17 protein-coding genes are annotated in these 17,396 nt (G+C 40.1%); 2 read left to right on the plus strand and 15 right to left on the minus strand.

What is annotated here, in order from left to right:
- Nucleotides 1–115: 115 nt before the first annotated feature.
- Genes SJ312_RS15880 through SJ312_RS15895 form a run of 4 tightly spaced genes read right to left on the minus strand, consistent with a single transcriptional unit; the run spans nucleotide 116 to nucleotide 4,669 of the window.
- On the minus strand, nucleotides 116–682 hold the full coding sequence (locus SJ312_RS15880) for a molecular chaperone TorD family protein (protein WP_004260986.1): 567 nt from the start codon (nucleotides 680–682) through the stop codon (nucleotides 116–118).
- A gap of 38 nt (nucleotides 683–720) precedes the next feature.
- A complete protein-coding gene (locus SJ312_RS15885; protein ID WP_110592492.1) occupies nucleotides 721–1,620 on the minus strand; it encodes a dimethyl sulfoxide reductase anchor subunit family protein in 900 nt (299 codons plus the stop codon).
- On the minus strand, nucleotides 1,617–2,255 hold the full coding sequence (locus SJ312_RS15890; RefSeq protein ID WP_110592493.1) for a DMSO/selenate family reductase complex B subunit: 639 nt from the start codon (nucleotides 2,253–2,255) through the stop codon (nucleotides 1,617–1,619). Before SJ312_RS15890 ends, SJ312_RS15885 begins: the two co-directional genes overlap by 4 nt.
- Complete coding sequence (locus SJ312_RS15895) at nucleotides 2,252–4,669, minus strand: DMSO/selenate family reductase complex A subunit (protein WP_319868075.1); 2,418 nt, start codon at nucleotides 4,667–4,669, stop codon at nucleotides 2,252–2,254. Before SJ312_RS15895 ends, SJ312_RS15890 begins: the two co-directional genes overlap by 4 nt.
- A gap of 192 nt (nucleotides 4,670–4,861) precedes the next feature.
- Between SJ312_RS15895 and SJ312_RS15900 the strand changes: the two genes are divergently transcribed.
- Nucleotides 4,862–5,635, plus strand: coding sequence for an AraC family transcriptional regulator (locus SJ312_RS15900; RefSeq protein ID WP_094961426.1), 774 nt, complete (start codon nucleotides 4,862–4,864; stop codon nucleotides 5,633–5,635).
- Between the two features lie 24 nt (nucleotides 5,636–5,659).
- Here the strand turns inward: SJ312_RS15900 and SJ312_RS15905 are convergent, their stop codons facing one another.
- The 9 genes from SJ312_RS15905 to SJ312_RS15945 all read right to left on the minus strand — a co-directional run bounded on the left by SJ312_RS15905 (nucleotide 5,660) and on the right by SJ312_RS15945 (nucleotide 13,430).
- Nucleotides 5,660–6,814, minus strand: coding sequence for an adhesin (locus SJ312_RS15905; RefSeq protein ID WP_187710618.1), 1,155 nt, complete (start codon nucleotides 6,812–6,814; stop codon nucleotides 5,660–5,662).
- A gap of 16 nt (nucleotides 6,815–6,830) precedes the next feature.
- Nucleotides 6,831–7,364 carry a fimbrial protein gene (locus SJ312_RS15910; protein WP_004261024.1) on the minus strand — a complete coding sequence of 178 codons (534 nt, stop codon included), beginning with the start codon at nucleotides 7,362–7,364 and terminating at the stop codon, nucleotides 6,831–6,833.
- Nucleotides 7,364–7,879, minus strand: a complete 516-nt coding sequence (locus SJ312_RS15915; protein WP_004261028.1) for a fimbrial protein — start codon at nucleotides 7,877–7,879, stop codon at nucleotides 7,364–7,366. Before SJ312_RS15915 ends, SJ312_RS15910 begins: the two co-directional genes overlap by 1 nt.
- A complete protein-coding gene (locus tag SJ312_RS15920) occupies nucleotides 7,872–8,267 on the minus strand; it encodes a fimbrial protein (protein ID WP_136134395.1) in 396 nt (131 codons plus the stop codon). The genes SJ312_RS15915 and SJ312_RS15920 overlap by 8 nt, the downstream gene beginning before the upstream one ends.
- 50 nt (nucleotides 8,268–8,317) lie before the next feature.
- Nucleotides 8,318–9,055, minus strand: a complete 738-nt coding sequence (locus SJ312_RS15925) for a molecular chaperone (RefSeq protein ID WP_226617120.1) — start codon at nucleotides 9,053–9,055, stop codon at nucleotides 8,318–8,320.
- A 14-nt stretch (nucleotides 9,056–9,069) separates the two neighbouring features.
- Nucleotides 9,070–11,622 carry a fimbria/pilus outer membrane usher protein gene (locus SJ312_RS15930; RefSeq protein ID WP_140172613.1) on the minus strand — a complete coding sequence of 851 codons (2,553 nt, stop codon included), beginning with the start codon at nucleotides 11,620–11,622 and terminating at the stop codon, nucleotides 9,070–9,072.
- Nucleotides 11,623–11,710: 88 nt separating this feature from the next.
- Nucleotides 11,711–12,289 (minus strand): fimbrial protein, encoded by a 579-nt coding sequence (locus SJ312_RS15935; protein WP_096864581.1) that lies wholly within the window; start codon nucleotides 12,287–12,289, stop codon nucleotides 11,711–11,713.
- Between the two features lie 62 nt (nucleotides 12,290–12,351).
- On the minus strand, nucleotides 12,352–12,939 hold the full coding sequence (locus SJ312_RS15940) for a fimbrial protein (RefSeq protein WP_153673210.1): 588 nt from the start codon (nucleotides 12,937–12,939) through the stop codon (nucleotides 12,352–12,354).
- Nucleotides 12,940–13,100: 161 nt separating this feature from the next.
- Nucleotides 13,101–13,430 carry a helix-turn-helix domain-containing protein gene (locus SJ312_RS15945; RefSeq protein WP_036958338.1) on the minus strand — a complete coding sequence of 110 codons (330 nt, stop codon included), beginning with the start codon at nucleotides 13,428–13,430 and terminating at the stop codon, nucleotides 13,101–13,103.
- 621 nt (nucleotides 13,431–14,051) lie between these two features.
- On the opposite strand from SJ312_RS15945, the gene SJ312_RS15950 reads away from it, so the two are divergent.
- Nucleotides 14,052–14,672: a flavin reductase family protein gene (locus SJ312_RS15950; protein WP_094961435.1), complete on the plus strand. Its 621-nt coding sequence runs from the start codon at nucleotides 14,052–14,054 to the stop codon at nucleotides 14,670–14,672.
- 56 nt (nucleotides 14,673–14,728) lie between these two features.
- Here SJ312_RS15950 and SJ312_RS15955 read toward each other — a convergent pair whose 3' ends face one another.
- Nucleotides 14,729–15,241: an AAA family ATPase gene (locus tag SJ312_RS15955; RefSeq protein ID WP_096864579.1), complete on the minus strand. Its 513-nt coding sequence runs from the start codon at nucleotides 15,239–15,241 to the stop codon at nucleotides 14,729–14,731.
- 251 nt (nucleotides 15,242–15,492) lie between these two features.
- Nucleotides 15,493–17,139 (minus strand): Na+/H+ antiporter, encoded by a 1,647-nt coding sequence (locus SJ312_RS15960; RefSeq protein WP_036958339.1) that lies wholly within the window; start codon nucleotides 17,137–17,139, stop codon nucleotides 15,493–15,495.
- Nucleotides 17,140–17,396: the final 257 nt, after the last annotated feature.

The raw sequence follows: 17,396 nt of genomic DNA on the forward strand, positions 1-17,396 counted from the left end.
AATTTGCATTTCTTATAACTAAATCAATTTTCATTTAATTAAATTTTGTTAACTTTTCACCCATTCAAATATTACGTTTAATTAACCATTAAACAGTCAAATATACTGAACAATATTATATACATGACTTTACAGTAACCAGCGCTAATTCCGTTAATGCGTTATAAAACGGGCTACATGTTGTTCGATTTAATTGCTGAGAAAACTGGGGTAACCAACTCCCAAAATGGTCATTTAGCAATTCTTTTAATGCTGCCTCCCTGACTTGTGAAGCCAAAACTGCCGCTTGAAATAACATTAAACCAACATGGTCAGAAGGCTCTGGATAACGCGTCTGAATTTTTAAACGCTCTCGTTGTAAAAACTCGCTCAGCGCCAGTGTCGAAGAGCCCTGTAATACGCCTTCAGGGTCGAGGTATACCGAGCCCCATGGCGGAGCAGGTAATGCTTCAGGCCCAATAAATAAATTTGTCCACTGAGTATGCAGCGTCGCTATTTCGATGCTTAGCGATGCCGAGATGCGTTCGCTAAGCTGAGTACTGATTTTACAAGGCCACTGAGATGCAAAGTCATTTAGCTTGAAGAAACTTATCGCATAATGGCTTGCATCATCATTTGGAGAAAATAAATAGCAAGTGCCTAAGATATTAAACGCTGCTGCATAGTGTGAAAAATGGATCATGAAAAAGATAATTTCCTAAGCGATAAACTGTTATTTATTTACAGATGAATAGTATAGAAACAGTAACGCAGCATAAATTCAGCAATTATGGCAGCCGCAAAACCCACCACTAAATACCCTTTGCTGCTCGAAGTCATAACCCCACTCGCGGTTTGTCGCATATGGCGAAATAATCCATATCCCAATAAAATCACCGCCAGTATTCCAACTACCCAGCTAGTGATACGCAGCGACCAAATCCTTTGGTAGGCATGAATAGAGTCGATAGGAAATGTAATCGATTCATTATGATAACTCGTGCTAACTAAGTAATTTTCATAGGCAGGTTGATAAGCTAAACGGGCTAATAAGCTAATGCCAATAACCGTCCATAGCACCCATAACCCACGCGTTGAGACTTGAGCCGCTGGCGATCCTGCATGAAAACACAATAACAAATTGATTAATAAATAATACCCAGCAGCTCCCGCAGTTAACATCGTGCCGTAGAACATCAAATAAGTATTATCATTCATCCACGTTAACATTGATGTATAACGATAAATTGAAGCCATGGCATACACATCACATAACCCAGCAATGATAGCCAAACCAAGCAGCAGAAATGACAATTCCTTTTTGAACCATAGCCACAAAAAAGTCAGCCCAAGAAAAGCAAAATAGGTCGCAGTCAAAACCACTTCACGGCTTAGCCACGATGAAAAGATATTCAACAAAGAATTAGGCGCATTCAAAGGAACCCCTAAGTGGGTGATTGAAGACAATAAACCTACCCCCGCAAATACACAGGCAACAAACACGTATTGCTGCAAAAATTGTGTATTCGTTTTATGAGGTAAAGCCGCTGATAATTTTTTTGCGAAAAGCGCTAACATCACACTCAACCCGATGGATGTTTGCATTAAAAATGTGAATAATAACAATGGCCACTCATTCATTTGGCTTCTCCTTGTGAGTTTTGAGTGCGGCCAGCCCCAAGATGTGGGTGGATCACTAAATTGGGATGCGTAATCGATGAGTCCGGTAACCCACGGACATCCGCCAGCTCGCCATAACGTTGTCTGAGTTCATCTATTGGGCCGAACTGAATGGCCCCTAATGGGCATGTGGCGACGCAGACGGGTTGCTCCCCTTTTAGTTGCAGGTCGATGCAAAAATCACATTTCGACATTTGTTTGGTTTCAGGGTTCATTTGCGGTGCGCCATATGGGCAAGACCAAGCGCAAGTTCCACAACCTACGCATTTGTCTGTATTGACCATCACGATGCCATCCCCTTCACGCTTGTGCATCGCCGTTGTCGGGCAGTTTTTCACACACATTGGGTCGGCGCAGTGGTTGCAGGAAATGGATAACGTATAAGCAAAGACGTTATTCACCAGTCCTCCCGTACCATTTTCAATAAACTCACCGCCAGCGACTTCGTATACGCGACGATATTTGCGCCCCACATCAAGATTATTTTTGTCTTTACAGGCAACTTGACAGGCTTTACAACCTGAGCAACGTGCAGAATCAATATAAAAACCAAGCTGTTTGCTGCTTATCGCGGGATAAACGTGAAATTTACTCATGCTTTGCTTACCTCCACCAATAAGGTTTGATGGGCATTTCCATGTGCCATTGCTGTGCTACGGGCTGATGTTAAAACGTTAGCGCAACCACCTTGGTCAACGCCATTTTCATCAGGTTGCCACCATGCTCCTGCTTGTAAAGCCACCACTCCGGGCATAATCCGCTGGGTGATTTTGACGGGCACCATAGTGATACCGCGGTCGTTATTCACTTTGACGCGCTCTCCATCCGTGATATTTCGCCGTTTGGCATCAATTGGGTTGATCCACAACTCTTGGCGCTGCACTTCTTGTAGCCACGGGTTAGCAAATTGCGTTGAATTGGCACGATTACGACCTTTCCAAGTGATTAATTGCAATGGATAGCGGGAAGCTAGTTCATCTTCTGGTCCTTCAATGGCAGGCACATAATGGGATAACGCAGGGATATCCACATCATTGCGTTCATAAAGACGCTGAGAGAAAATCTCAATTTTTCCAGATGGTGTTTCAAACGGGTTATTCTCGATATCGTTAATATTTTTTTCGAAGGCGACATGGCCCACATGCGGTTTGTGTTTTAACAAATGGCGACGCTTAACCAGTAGCTCATCAAAAGTTGGAATGCCATCTTCTGGGCGTTTTTGATGAGCGTCATTGACTAAATACTCAATCCACTGTTTTTCTGTACGCCCTTCACTGAATTTCTCGCCAACGCCGAGTTTTTCAGCGACCTCTCGCAACCACTCATAGTCACTACGGCGCTCAAACTCAGGTTCAATCACTTTTTCCGATAAAATAATGTAGTTGCCCGTTCCCCATGTTCCCCCCACATTCCAGCGTTCTAAGAAGCTGGTTTCAGGCAATAAAATATCGGCATACTTGGCGCTGGGTGTCATGTATAAGTCACTGTAAACGATAAACTCAACTTTACTTTCATCTTCCAGAACTTTAGCAGCATGCAAAATGTCGGGGTTCTGGTTAGTCATATAGTTACCCGCTAACGAAAAAATCATTTTGATTTCCGTATCGAGTTTTTCCGCGTTTTTTAAACCGTTATCTGGCGTAACTAATGCTTTATCTTCACAAGCTTGCACCCAATTGGTGATATTGATTTTCGCTTTAACGGGGTTTTCAAATAGGCTCGGGCCCGCTAACGTTTTACGTAAATCAGGGGTCACTGCCATTCCATAGCCCGCAGCCCAGCCCCCTTTTACGCCTACATTTCCGGTAATTGTGGCTAATAGCGTGGCCCCTCTGGCGGAGCGTTCACCACAGATGTGACGTTGAGGCCCCCAACCTTGCATTAAGGCCGCCGGTTTTGTATTGGCATATTCGCGAGCCAGTTGACGAATGGTATCAGCGGGGACTTTGGTGATAGGTTCTGCCCATTCAGGAGTTTTCACCACACCATCTTTTTTCCCCATTAAATATGCCACTAATGACTCATTTTCAGGGATGCCGTCGGGCATCTGGTGCTCATCAAAACCAATAGTGAATTTGTCGATAAAAGATTGATCATGCAGGCCTTCGCTGATGATCACATACATCATGGCATCCATCATCGCATTATCTGTTGTCGGCAAAATGGGGATCCACTGATCCGCTAATGACGACGCGGTATCCGAGTAACGTGGATCGACAACAATAAATTTAGTGCCATTTTTTTTCATTTTTTGGAAATAATGATTCGTGTGACCAAAAATGGTTTCGTTCGGGTTATGTCCCCACAAGATCACCAATGGCGTATTTTCTAATGTGTCTAGCGTGCTACCACTTGCTGACGTGCCATAGGTATAAGGCGTAACCGCCATGGTATTGCCGTTGCTCACTGAATGGTAATTTTCCAGAAAACCACCCGTGATATTAAACAACCGACGCAACATATTGGCACCGGAGAAAATTCCCCCTGTTACCCCAGTACTGAGGCTAACAAAGCGCGATGCAGGGCCATATTGGGCGTTGATACGCTGCATGTTGTCAGCAATCAAGGTTGTCGCTTCTTCCCAGCTAATTCGCTCAAAGCGCCCTTCCCCTCGTTTGCCCACTCTTTTCATTGGGTATTTCAGGCGATTTGGGTGATAAACGAACTTCCGGTAACTGCGGCCACGCACGCAAGCACGCATGATGGGCATCTCTTCGTCTAAATCGGCATCTGGACGGGTACTAATTCGTGTCACCACGCCTTCTTTAACGTGTACTCGAATATCACATTTGCCACCACAGTCAAAACTACTGCAGGTGGAGACCACTCGCTCGCCTTCATTTTGCAGCGTTGTGGTTGGGATGATATTCGGGTTTTCTGCTGTTGATGCAACAGTGTTTGTCGCAATAAATGGGACAGCCATGAGTGCAGAGCTGCCTTGAATAAACCGACGACGGGTTAGGGGTTCAATCAGACTCTCACTATCCGCCTGATCGTAATAATTTTCCATGATAACTCTACCTCTGGCATACATTAAGTTGCCGCGATAGGGTAAACATTTCCCTGTTTATCAACTTTCGAAAACCTGCCAAACACATTGGAATTTCAGCCAACCACGGAAAACATGTGGTTATATCAATAAAAATTGCCTATATTCAGAAAATAGATAATAACTTTTGAATCTCAGCCAAGAAAAATTCCTATGCGAAATATTCCTCTGAAAACTGTCGATGCAACTCCGCGTGATGTTTTAGCTATCGGAACAGACTATTTACCAAACGTGCTGCTTGATTCTCACGTTCACCGCCGTGCCCAGTTTCTATATGGTGCGACAGGCTTGATTGAAGTGAGTACCGCAGATGGCGAGTGGGTCATACCGCCTGATAGTGGTGTTTGGATCCCCTGTAATACACCTCATGAAACGCGCATGTTGAATGTCAGTACGCGTAGCTTATACATTGAGCCCAAAGCCGCTCCACGTAGGGGAAACAAATGCGAAGTACTCAGGGTTTCCCCCTTACTTCGTCAGCTATTGCTTGAAGCAGTTGATACCCCAATTGAATATGATTTAAATGGTCGTGATGGTGTGATGTACCAATTGATTTTGTATGAAATTGCACAAGCAGAGCCCCTGCCTTTCTACGCCCCCATCCCACGAGATGAACATTTAGCCCAGTTGTGTCGGGAATTCCTAAAAGCGCCACAAATCACCTCATTACCACAGGAGTGGGCGGCAAAACTACATAAAAGTGAGCGCTCATTTAGCCGTTTTTTTGGTGCTCAAACGGGGTTATCTTTCTCTGACTGGCGGCAGCAAGCTTGCTTATTAAGTGCGATTACCCATATTTCTGCAGGTAAATCCATTACTGAGGTCGCATTTGATTTAGGCTACAGCAGCGTTGGGTCTTTTTCGACCATGTTTAAAAAATGGTTAGGGCAAAGTCCATCCAGTTTTATTCAGAGAATTAGTGGATAACACCTAACCATTCAAAAATTCAATTTAGTCAAATGTGGCAATTAACCATGCAGACCCTTGATAACTTCCTGCGTCTGCATTATTTCCTTGAATACGACTACGAATATAAATAGTGCGATTTGAATGAATTCCCACACGAATATCTGTACCTGTCGCGCCGGTTTGTTCATCCACAATGTCTAACTTACTGTAAATCGTTCTATTTGAAGCATCTTTCATTGGCAAGCGCTTTTGTGGGTCGCCATCTGTCACATAGTCTAACCGTAACCTTACCTTCGTTAAGGCAGCAAATTTGCACGTGTATCTGATACTTTCCGTCACCAAGCTATCGTAATGAATACTACTTAATTGACCGTGTCGCAAATTGACTGTGCTAGCCTGCCCAGAGCTCGTTTGCGTGGAGCACATTGCTTTCACATTTAACTGAGAAGCGGCAAGACGCATTGGCACTGTTGAGTCAGATAAAGGCCAGCTATCAAAGGGTGGCACTGCTTTAGGCTCAGTAAAAGCGCGAACATAGCCCGCTAAATCCATTGCAGGAATAACCAGTTTTCCATCAATAATTTGCTCATTAATAAAAAATGTAATAGTAACTGGAAATTGACTGGTAAACTCTTGGGCAGCCCTAACAAGCCCCACATAAGCATATGAGCACATTCCTGCATCAATATTTATCCAATTAATTATCGGAGTTTCCACCGTCATCACTAAATTGTTATTGATCCGGTAGGCTGTTTTTCCATCAATCGTGACTCCCGCAGAAGCCACATACATAAACAAACGATGAAATGCCTGTGATGAATGAATTCTTGTATTGCTGCTCCCCCATCGTCTCCCAACACAATCAACCAAGCCAGACACACTCACTTGAGCACTATTACCATCAATAACAATAGGGTTTCCTACACGATAATAATTTTTGCCATCAGAACCAACTCGTGCAACGGGTTCAATAACACTATTACTATCGATCCGAATTGAATAACCTGAATTGGAATTTTGTATTCGAGATGCATAATCTGCATGAGCATTCATTCCATACAAACTAAGAATGGCCACCAGAAAATACATTAATAAGCTAGATGGTTGTTTAAAGCACTCTCCCCTCAAAAATAAGGGAAATGGTATTTTCACCATAGAGCTGGAAACCGCCTGAAACAGGATTTGAAAATTAGACATAACCGATATTACCGCCTTAATAGTAAGTGACCGAAATCATGGCAATAGCACTAAATTTTCCAGCACGGAGTTGGCTCGCTGGTAGAGTATTGACGAGCTCAGCTTGTAAAATAATTCGCTGTAAAGTGGCATCTATTTGTTCTGGAAATATTTGTTGAATTTGATTAACTTCAAGTGGATGAGCCACACCACCAGTTATATTATTGATATTAATGCCAAGGCCATCAGTACTAGTGGATAAAATACTTTTTCCTTGATAAACCATAGTGTTACTATTTTTGGGGTTAATCATAATACCGAGTGATTTATTCCAATTACAGCCAGTTAAATACAATGGAAATGTATGGGATTGGGAAATATCATCAGAGTTATGCGGTATATTAATCACCCCAAAATTGATTTTTAACGGTGTACTGTTATCTTCGCTACGCAGGTGGCAGGCTGGGTCGACTAACGTTGCGCTCACATCGATTAAAACATCCGACTTAGACATAAATGGGAGGAATAAAAAACACAAAACAAATTTAGATAACCAATTGATTGTATTCATTACTCATACTCCAATGAAAAAGTCGCTGAGCTTGAGAAAACCCCTTTTTTTGCTTCATTCAACGGATTTTTACGCACAAATACACCAAATTCCAATTGCTGACTTCCACCTGTAACCGTAACAGGTGTTACCTCAATCGATTTATCCCAAGTAACAAACTCGCCTTGCTTATCAACTACACCAAGCAGTACACCACTACTTCCATCCGTTCCAAGGTAATTCCCTCCCTCTACAGTGACTTGTTTTGGGCTTTTCCAGGTAATCTTAATCATCTTATTAAGGTCGGCTTGGCTGCATTTTTCAATCGTGATAAAAAATGGTGTGATATCACTAGGAATATTGTCATTAATCGACTTCAAACGTATATTTTCAATTTTTACCCGCTTATTGATGGAATCAGCCGCTAACTGACAGGTTTTATTGACTAAAATACCACTAAATTCCACATCTAGGCTTTCCTTACTCCAACCAAAAATAGGAACCACAAGGCTTAAAAGTAAAATGGCCTTACTCATAAACCACCTCCAACCGTAATAAATTCGATTTATGCATTGAAACAGGTGGGTGAATAAAATTATTACCGTTTAATAAATTCATTTTCTCTATGGCCGTAACATTTCCATTCTGCACATCATAGAAGCGTATTTGTGCGGGCGTTGTTTGCGTTTTATCCGCAGAAAATGCACCGCCTGCGCCACATTGAGTCAACATCACCGCTGAGGTTGATATTTTTAAGTGGCAAGGCGAATTGAATAATCGAGCGCTCACTTCTAACCATCCACTATTTAAATCTTCATAATGTGATTCATTCACCGCAGTATGATTTAAAAGTCCGTTCGCTGAAGCCATCACTCCTATCATGCCACTGATGAAAAATAGACCAATAAGCATATGCTTTATCAATGCATTACTCCTTCTATTATTGATGCTAGGCGTATATCCCCCTCAGCTAACTAATGTTCATCCACCACTGTGCAAACGTCTTGTTGGCAATGAAAAGCCAAAGTCGGTTTTCCGCCATAATCATTGATATAGGTTAAATGAGGTCTTGTTAGTGGCTGGGAAATAAACTCTTGAGTCGATTTAGGCGGCACCATCACCACTTCAAATTGGCTTTGTTCCGACTGTTTTTGGTTATTACCCAAGCCAATAACCGTCAAATTGAAAGGCGTTGAATTATTGAGCTGATACCCTTTATTCGTTTTCATTAATGTGACCTTATGTGCCCAGTTTGTTTCTGACTTGGCTAAAATGGACGGAGGTCGATAAAAAAGCTTCACTCGCGATTGCAAAGCAATTTGTAAGGTATTCGCATCATGAGATTTAGGCGGGACTTCTCGCAAATTAAAATAAAATACGGATTCCCTATCTTGCGGTAACTGACTAAATAAAGGCGTCAGACTCAAGCGAACTAAGCTTTGGCTATTCGGCTCTACGCGTTGTAGTGGCGGCGTAGCCAATAACGCTCCTTTTGTTAGCTTCTTACCTTGTTGGTCTTCAATCCAACTTTGTGCGAGATACGCCTCTTCTGGGTTATCATTAGTTATCTTGATATTAATCGATTTCACATCCCCAGGAAAAATAATCCGAGTTCGATCCAGGGTCACTGCTGCGTAGGTATTAAATGATAATATAGGTATGACAAGCAGTACTCTCACAATCCATTGATAACAAATATCTAACTTCCACATAATTAGCCTCACAATCATTTACTTGATGATGAATAAACTGAACGGACCGCTTTGGCTGAAGAACATGGCAGCAACAACAAATCCGTAAGCTCATTTAATTTTTCAGGTAGAGATAACTCGCACTGTGGCTGGTTATTCCAATACAACGACAACTTTTCTTGAGGTGATACCCCCACTAGCCACGTCACACCGCCTTCACCCACTAGCCCTACTTCTTGGTTATTTTTATTACGTACACTGGCGCCAAAAGGTGGGTGCTTTCCATCTGACAAAGCAAAAACAACAAATAATTTATGCCCCTTCATCACCGATAAGCTGCGATAGCCTATGGCACCTTTGGTTAACGTAATATCTGTCGAGGGATCGAGGCTTTCGATATCATCGGGTAACTGGCTGGTATTAATTGAAGCAGTTGATTTTCGATAACTATTCACATTGGGAATAACAGCCAACCCAAATGCATTGGTTTTAATCACCCCATTATCGAGAGGAATACCGCTCACGTCGGGGGTTTCAACCATAAGTCGTGTATCACCATGCGCTGAGCGGTGCAGTGCCGCCCCTTTCGAGGTTAATGTGAGCCCACCATTGATTGACCCGCCAATGCTGTGGTATTGATCAGGCACATAGCTCGCATTTATAGATGTACTTGCTTGAGAGATATCTCGTGAATAAAAGCCACTCAAACTCACTTGATTATCAATATGTTGGCCGTGGTTATAACCAACATTGATATTGTAATTATCTTGTTCCCCATAACCACTATAGCCAACCTGATGATTAAATTGATTATTACCCGCTGACCGTGAGTAGAGTTCAGAAAATGTGATGCTATGACCGCGGAATAATGGTACTGTGAGATAGAGATTAATTGCATCTTCTTCATTGCCATTGTCCCGTTCAGTACGAGTTGCTGATAATGATAAATTTGCGGCATTCTGGGACAGAAGAGGAAAATTTAAAGGCGCATTAATGTATAAACCGTATTGCGTTTGTGAGTCGTGCTGCCAATAAGTACTATATTGATAATTAAGAGAAATATTAAAATCATCAAAATATTTATTTAAATATAATTGATAATTTTCTTTTGCTGCCTGAGTACCATAACCTATTCTCTCTTCATCCATAAATTGCGTTAGTGTTCGGTACTCTTTGTCGGCAAAACGGTAGCCTGCAAAGGTAATATCTGTGCGTAGCTCATCGAAAGATTTTGCGTAATTAACGCGATAAGAGCGGCCTTGGCGTCTTTTATCTGAAAAATCGGCAAAAGATTGTGTGATATCAAAAGAAACCGCGCCTATTGAAAAAAGATCCCGTCCGATCCCTAATGCTGCACTTTGGTAATAACCATTAAGTTGAGTTCCTCCATATAATGACCATGCATTTGAAACACCATATGATAATTCACCACTTACAACAGGCTCACCTGTCAAATGCCGATTGTCATAACGCGTCTTTCCCATTGCGACTTTATAAATAACGCGTCCGGGACGTGTTAAATAAGGTAACGAAGCTGTACTAAGACTAAACTTGCTCTCCTCCCCATTTTCTTCACGCACAGTCACATCTAATACACCACGGATCCCACTATCAAGTGTTTGAATACGAAATGGTCCAGGAGGCACTGCCGTTTCAGAAATAATGCGTTCTTGGCTGCGAACAATTACAATCGCATTAGTATTTGCAACACCAATAATTTCAGGTGCATACCCCACTAATTTAGGCGGTAGCATGCGGTCATCACTTTCTAAAGAAAAACCAGTATATTGCCAAGATTCAAAGATATCCGAATAAAAATAATTTTCTCCCAACGTAAAGATTGAGGCACTATCTTTCAATGAAGTAAATGCATAAAGACGAGTAAAATCAAAGTTATGTTTTTCTTGAGGATAATCACCCCGTTGCTTCTGATAAGATGTACTGTAATCACCACGTAGGCGCCAAGCCCCCCAATTTACCCCAGTGATTCCATTACTTGATAAATAGATTTGCCGATTACTATTCGTTTCTTTGGTTGCAGAAATATTCGCATTGTAATCAATAAATGCGCCACCTATTCCTTCTTCCCATAAATTAGCAGGAACCCAGTAAGGGTCGCGATATTCCATCCATATTTGCGGAATAGTCATTTTCAGCGATAAGGTGCTGAGCTCTATGGCTGTTTGAACGCCTGATAGCGCAGAAAAATCGAGGCATTTTCCACTATGAGAAAGTGTCACTTTCTCCATCGCAGAACGCTTTAACCCAATTAACTCAAGGATATCAGGAGGAATACAAATAGTTTGTGTCGCTTGGGTTGATTCGCCTGCAATAGGCTTATTTTCATAAACGGAGATATTGCGGGGTGCCCCTAAACGTTGCCCATTAACAAAGAGAGTAAAAACATAATCCCCCGGTAGCGTATACCCTGCTACCGAAAACTGGCTCATATCAATATTTTGCATATCATCTGCATCTAAAACATCTGTATTAAATTCAGTTGCAAATGCTTTCCATCCTATAAAACTCGGTAACAGAAAAGCAATGAGCCAAGCTAGCTTCAATTTTTCGTTAGTTTTGAACACCATGCTCTATACCATCCTAGCTATACCAGATTAAATGCAATAAGAGTTCATCTTCAAAATGAAGCTCATAAAAACATATTCTTCATGCGTGTTATTGGTAATCGATGAAAAAGCGGATCAGCCCGTAATAACGGCCCGCTTGAATCGGCTGTCCGGTTAATTCCAAACGTAAGAAATAGCGAAGGAAAAGGCTGTATCCTGATTTATCTTGATACAACACATTGTCAGATAATGAATAAACCTTATTAGGCTGTAATCGTATTTTTGAATTGTCTAATACCGATACGCCTAGCCCTTCGGAAGCACCTTGTAGCGTAAAAGCATCAATATATTGCGCACGTTGGCCGACAAAGCGTATTTTCCATGTTTTTAGGTCAATGGTTGAATAAGCACTACCACAATCTTGTAGCTCGATAATAAAAGGCTGATCATGCATTTCTCTTTGCAAGCTATTTGACAAAAAAGCGAGAGCCAAAGAAGAAAAATCAATAGTTTGATAGCGATTTTTCAACGTTATTGAACACGGCGCATCGATAACACTGCCTTTAAGTAATGTTCTTGCATTGACGTTGTAGGGCTTAATAATTTTGGGGTCTGCATATGAGTGAATACTAAAAATAAGCATTATCGACAAGACTATTATATTCATAACCCTTTGATAACTAACCATGCCCCCCCCTCTAGCGAATCAATATTTAACCACCAGTCAATTCTGGCGGTTAAACCATTTAGTTATTGATAGGTAATACGAAAGTTTGTTACTGCGCTGAACTTACCTTCCGATACACTTTTCGTTGTATCAACAGCTTTTGCTAACGCTTTGAAAGATAATACGTTATCTCCTTTTTTATTGATGATACGTGAAAGCACATCTTTAGCTTTTCCAAACTCAAATCCATCAATACCAATTCCTACATTGTTGGTATTACCCGCAGAAGTAGAAAGTAAAGTATTTGCTGCATCCGCATAGCTTTGCCCTGTAAACACTAATTCCATTGATTTAACAGCAATAGGTTTTCCAGCTGTATCAATATCAAAGTCAGTGAAATCACACCCAGTAAATTCAATATTAAATTTCACCTCAGCCACGCGACCATTTTCCAATGCTCGACGAGATAATTGTCCAAAATCAATAATTTGCTTTAGTGAGGATTGCGCTATATTACAAGGAGTACTAACAACGACACCTTCGAAATCAACTGTACCTGTGTTGTCGGCAGCAGAATTTGTTGAAAAAATACCAGCTATTAATGCAGTAAAAATAAATAACCGAGATGATTTTGATAAATAGGGTGCAATATTTAATTTGGTAAATTGCATATATTTTTCCTTTCAATTAAAAAATTAAACTACAATAAATACGCCATTAAATATTCAATAGCGTAAATCTAATTTCGATATTTAATTCAATTAAAGAGGACATAAAACTAAGCATCACCATATGAGTGATTTTTTACTCCAACCACATACCCAATTGAAAATTATCTTTTTTTTGATTCCCCATAATAGTAGAAAAGTGATCTTTCGATGAGATTAAAAAATTCATTTTGTATTCTTATATCTGCAATTTCATTCGAATGATTCACTAGGACTTTGAAAAAAAATTCTAGCCAATTTCTTTCTAATACGCCCAAAAGAGTATTTAATACTTCAACATTAATACCGGTTTCCCCTCTCTCATAACGAGAAACCTGTTGTTGACTTATTTTTAGTATTTTAGCTAGTTGGTACCCTGTTAATGATTTATCAATTCTGGCTTGTCTTAAAAATAACCCAACATCCCGACGTAATAACGCATTTGTTTTTATCATATTAATTCCAATGAATAAAACTCCCATTTGAAATTTTAAATGACTCGTTACGAACTTAAGAATCAGTTTGTTTTTACATCTAATAAAAATAGAGAATGATTTAATTTAAATATAGGTTTATTAATTAATTCTGTAAATACGTTTGTATCGATCGAACTTATATAATTTGATAGCTATTTCCTATTAAATTATATAACCCATGTAATATAACTTAGATGAACACACAATAAATATTAAAAATCAAAAGGTTAAAAACAAATAAATCAAGATAATAGCAAGGCGGATTAATTAAATATAAAAATATTAACATGCAGAAAATAACGAAATTAAAAGAATAAATTAAAGCTTCTAATTAAAATAAATCAATCCACTGGATTTACACAAAAATAGAGTTAAGCAATAAAGTCAATACTAAAACTCATAAATAAAATAAAGATAATCATCAATTACTATTTAATTTAATATTATTATATTAAGTTACATCCTCAAACGTTAATATAAGAAAAATTAAAAATAAAATATCCACTTACTGCATTCTTTATGCATTAATAGCATTTATTATTTAAATACCTAACACCTTGTTCAAATATCCGTTAAAGTAATATTAAAAAGGACTCCAAAATGATAGCAAAGTTTTATAGTTACCAACCACAGCAGGGTCACGGGCTACCCCATGACCCTATCCCATCACTCATTGGTCCTAGACCTATTGGTTGGATATCAACCTGTGATAGTAAAGGTAGAGCCAATCTAGCTCCTTATAGTTTTTTCAATATTTTCAATTATTCACCACCTATATTGGCCTTTTCGAGTGTTGGTAAAAAAGATTCAGTAACTAATGCCATCGAAACAGGGGAGTTTGTTTATAACCTTGCCACGCTTTCACTCGGTGAACACGTAAATATGAGTAGTGCCACACTCGCACATGGTGAAAGCGAATTTGCATTAACGGGGCTATCCCCCCTCCCTTCAACACTCGTTTCACCGCCTCGTATCGCTCAAACACCCGTTTCAATGGAATGTGTTGTCACACAATATCAGCAACTTAAACGGGCGGATGGGCAACTATTGGATACTTGGATGGTGATGGGAGAAGTCGTCATGGTGCATATTGATGAATCAGCCTTGAATAATGGCTTATATGATTGTGCTAGCCAGAAACCACTATTGCGTGCTGGAGGGCCAGCTGATTACTATTGGATTGAACAGCAGCAAAACCTCAAAATGTATCGACCTAAGTGACCATAAATCTGAGTAATAAGTCTCCTCCATAAGTTTATTACTCAGGTATGTTACCTTTATGGATAAAATTTACAGATTAACCGCTCGCTACTTGTTGGATAAGAAAAATGTGCCGTAATTAAATCAAACTGCGTTTCAGATGTTTGAAATGGGTTTTCCCCTGCTAAATTACGAGCAGCAAGCCTTGCCTTACACTCATCATTACTTACCTGCAATACATGAAATACATAAGATACATCAGATGATTGCGCCAAAGACATTAACCATTGACGCTGTATTGGTGTGTTGGCGGGAAAATCCATCACGATATTATTCCCAGCCTGTATCAATTGCCTAATATGGCCTTCCAATACCTGTTTTACTAAAGCACTTTTTTCGACATAGTGAGCCAATTCAGTAATTTCATTAGGATAAAGAGCGGCAAGCCATTCATCTTCACAGAGCAAAATAGTACGAGGGAGGTTAGCCAGTTGTTTCGCTAATGTCGATTTCCCAGAGGCAATTTTCCCACAAAGAAAATGCAAACGAGGTTGTTTTTTTAATAATGGAGATGCTTCTGTTAAATTCATAAATAGTTCCTTACTGAATAATTAACCAGATAAGGACAAAAAACCCGCCTTATCTGGCGGGTTTAGGATGTAGCTTATCCCCACCACTATGTGATGGTAATAATAATGCTTAAGCTTGCTACAACCTGTGACATATAAATTTCCTAAATTGAATTGTAACCAACCTATCAGAACTCAATACAAGCCGTCAAATTCAGTTGAATTACAATAACAAAAGACCTGAATAAATTCAGGTCGTTTGTTTTCGCTAATTAATGTTTACCATTTTTATGGTGATTCAGAGTCTCTTCTTTTAAATCAAGTTCATCACGTAAACGGTGATACACCCTTTCATTGATATTTTTACTTTTACGCATTTGATATAACGCGTCGCGTTTCGCTTTTAACGCCGACTTAGACATTTCGCGTTCCATATTAATCATCTTATGTAAATCATAGACATCTGACTCAGTTTCATCCGAATTATCGAGTCGTCTGCCATAAATTTCTAATAGTTGCGCCCCAACTTCAGTACGCATAGCAATTTCATCCATATCATCCGATGGGTGGTTCATTAATTCACGTAAATGTGCCATCGCGGCTTCATTTAAAGCTAAACGCGCTCGAATTTCGTCATTATCATAAGGTAAGTCTTGTACTAACCCTTTCGTTAAAATAGGCAGTGCGATACTGGCAATCAATAATGAGCATAAAATCACCCCCATCGCTAAGAAAATAGCCACGTCACGATTCGGGAATAATGAACCATCTGGCATCAATAAAGGTAACGTTAAAATACCCGCTAACGTGATCGCTCCGCGCACACCTGCTGTCGCCATTACTGCCATCATACGAATATGCATAACATCCGCTTCTTTACCGCGACGGCGTTTATGGAAGACGGTTAAAGTCATCGAGATCCACACCCAGCTAAACCGTAAAACTGCCAATGCCACAGTAATAATTGCCACATAAACAAACAGCATCCAAGGATGGCTCGCACCCGCGGCCTCTGCTACAGCAGGCATATTTGTCCACATACCCGGTAACTGTTCGCCTAACAAAATGAAAATCATCCCGTTCAACGCAGTTTGTACCGTATCCCACACCGCTTTACTTTGCATACGTGTAGCAGCTTGCATGCGACCTGCAATTTTTTCATAGTGCATGGCAATACCGGCAACTACTGCCGCTAAAATACCGGAAACATGCAAATGTTCAGCTAATAAATAAGCCGTAAATGGCATCAGTAAGCTGATCATAATTTGAATTGCAGGTTCTTCCCCAGTACGCTTAACGAGCAGTTGGTTTAACCAGCCAATTGCCCAAGCCACCAGCAAACCAATTAAAATTCCGCCAAATGCCACTAATACAAATTGCCCAGCCGCTGAAGCAAGGGAAAATGTACCTGTTAACGCAGCGACCACTGCAAAACTAAAGCACACCAGACCCGTTGCATCATTCAACAATGACTCCCCTTCCAAAATATGCGCCATTCGAGATGGCAATGGGGAATTGACAGTCATGGCAGACACGGAAACGGGATCCGTTGGCGATAAAATGGCTGCTAACGCAAAGGCAACAGCTAAAGAAATGGCTGGGATTAACCAATGTATAAAGAAGCCCATACCAATCACTGTTACAACCACTAAACCTATGGCTAGCGACATGATCGGTTTAATTTCTTGAAATAAGGCTTCTTTAGGAATACGCCATCCATCAAGGAATAATAAAGGAGGAATAAATAAAAATAGAAATAGATGAGGTTCAAATTCAACTGTAAAACCGTATAAAGACAAGCCAGCCCCTAGTGCTATCTGGATCAGGGGTAATGGAATAATATCTTTGAGCAGTCGTGAAACAAAAACGCTCACAACAACGGCTAATAAAAAAACGAGTACAAGTGTCACTACTGACATTGATTGCTCCATGTTTAGCTAATCATTAATTATCAGTTATGAAGTAAATAGATAAAATGAATCAATGTAAAGTGGCAATTAATCAATCGATACAAAAATAATAAAATTAAGAAATAGCCTATCTATCATCAGGTTGCAAAAATTACCACTGAATTAAATGCCCCATAAGAAACTTATTTATCTATTTGATAAATAAATATTTAAACGCAATATCAATAATAAGTTATGTATTGCCATCAAAAATAGAACTAAACCAT

The sequence above is a fragment of the Providencia sp. CIM-Carb-044 genome (genome assembly GCF_033901115.1).
GTDB lineage: Bacteria > Pseudomonadota > Gammaproteobacteria > Enterobacterales > Enterobacteriaceae > Providencia > Providencia hangzhouensis.

Excerpts from the sequence above, each read along its gene's own strand:
- SJ312_RS15880 (WP_004260986.1), bottom strand. The coding sequence starts at position 682 with ATGATCCATTTTTCACACTATGCAGCAGCGTTTAATATCTTAGGCACT.
- SJ312_RS15885 (WP_110592492.1), bottom strand. The coding sequence starts at position 1,620 with ATGAATGAGTGGCCATTGTTATTATTCACATTTTTAATGCAAACATCC.
- SJ312_RS15890 (WP_110592493.1), bottom strand. The coding sequence starts at position 2,255 with ATGAGTAAATTTCACGTTTATCCCGCGATAAGCAGCAAACAGCTTGGT.
- SJ312_RS15895 (WP_319868075.1), bottom strand. The coding sequence starts at position 4,669 with ATGGAAAATTATTACGATCAGGCGGATAGTGAGAGTCTGATTGAACCC.
- SJ312_RS15900 (WP_094961426.1), top strand. The coding sequence starts at position 4,862 with ATGCGAAATATTCCTCTGAAAACTGTCGATGCAACTCCGCGTGATGTT.
- SJ312_RS15905 (WP_187710618.1), bottom strand. The coding sequence starts at position 6,814 with ATGTCTAATTTTCAAATCCTGTTTCAGGCGGTTTCCAGCTCTATGGTG.
- SJ312_RS15910 (WP_004261024.1), bottom strand. The coding sequence starts at position 7,364 with ATGAATACAATCAATTGGTTATCTAAATTTGTTTTGTGTTTTTTATTC.
- SJ312_RS15915 (WP_004261028.1), bottom strand. The coding sequence starts at position 7,879 with ATGAGTAAGGCCATTTTACTTTTAAGCCTTGTGGTTCCTATTTTTGGT.
- SJ312_RS15925 (WP_226617120.1), bottom strand. The coding sequence starts at position 9,055 with ATGTGGAAGTTAGATATTTGTTATCAATGGATTGTGAGAGTACTGCTT.
- SJ312_RS15930 (WP_140172613.1), bottom strand. The coding sequence starts at position 11,622 with ATGGTGTTCAAAACTAACGAAAAATTGAAGCTAGCTTGGCTCATTGCT.
- SJ312_RS15935 (WP_096864581.1), bottom strand. The coding sequence starts at position 12,289 with ATGGTTAGTTATCAAAGGGTTATGAATATAATAGTCTTGTCGATAATG.
- SJ312_RS15940 (WP_153673210.1), bottom strand. The coding sequence starts at position 12,939 with ATGCAATTTACCAAATTAAATATTGCACCCTATTTATCAAAATCATCT.
- SJ312_RS15945 (WP_036958338.1), bottom strand. The coding sequence starts at position 13,430 with ATGATAAAAACAAATGCGTTATTACGTCGGGATGTTGGGTTATTTTTA.
- SJ312_RS15950 (WP_094961435.1), top strand. The coding sequence starts at position 14,052 with ATGATAGCAAAGTTTTATAGTTACCAACCACAGCAGGGTCACGGGCTA.
- SJ312_RS15955 (WP_096864579.1), bottom strand. The coding sequence starts at position 15,241 with ATGAATTTAACAGAAGCATCTCCATTATTAAAAAAACAACCTCGTTTG.
- SJ312_RS15960 (WP_036958339.1), bottom strand. The coding sequence starts at position 17,139 with ATGTCAGTAGTGACACTTGTACTCGTTTTTTTATTAGCCGTTGTTGTG.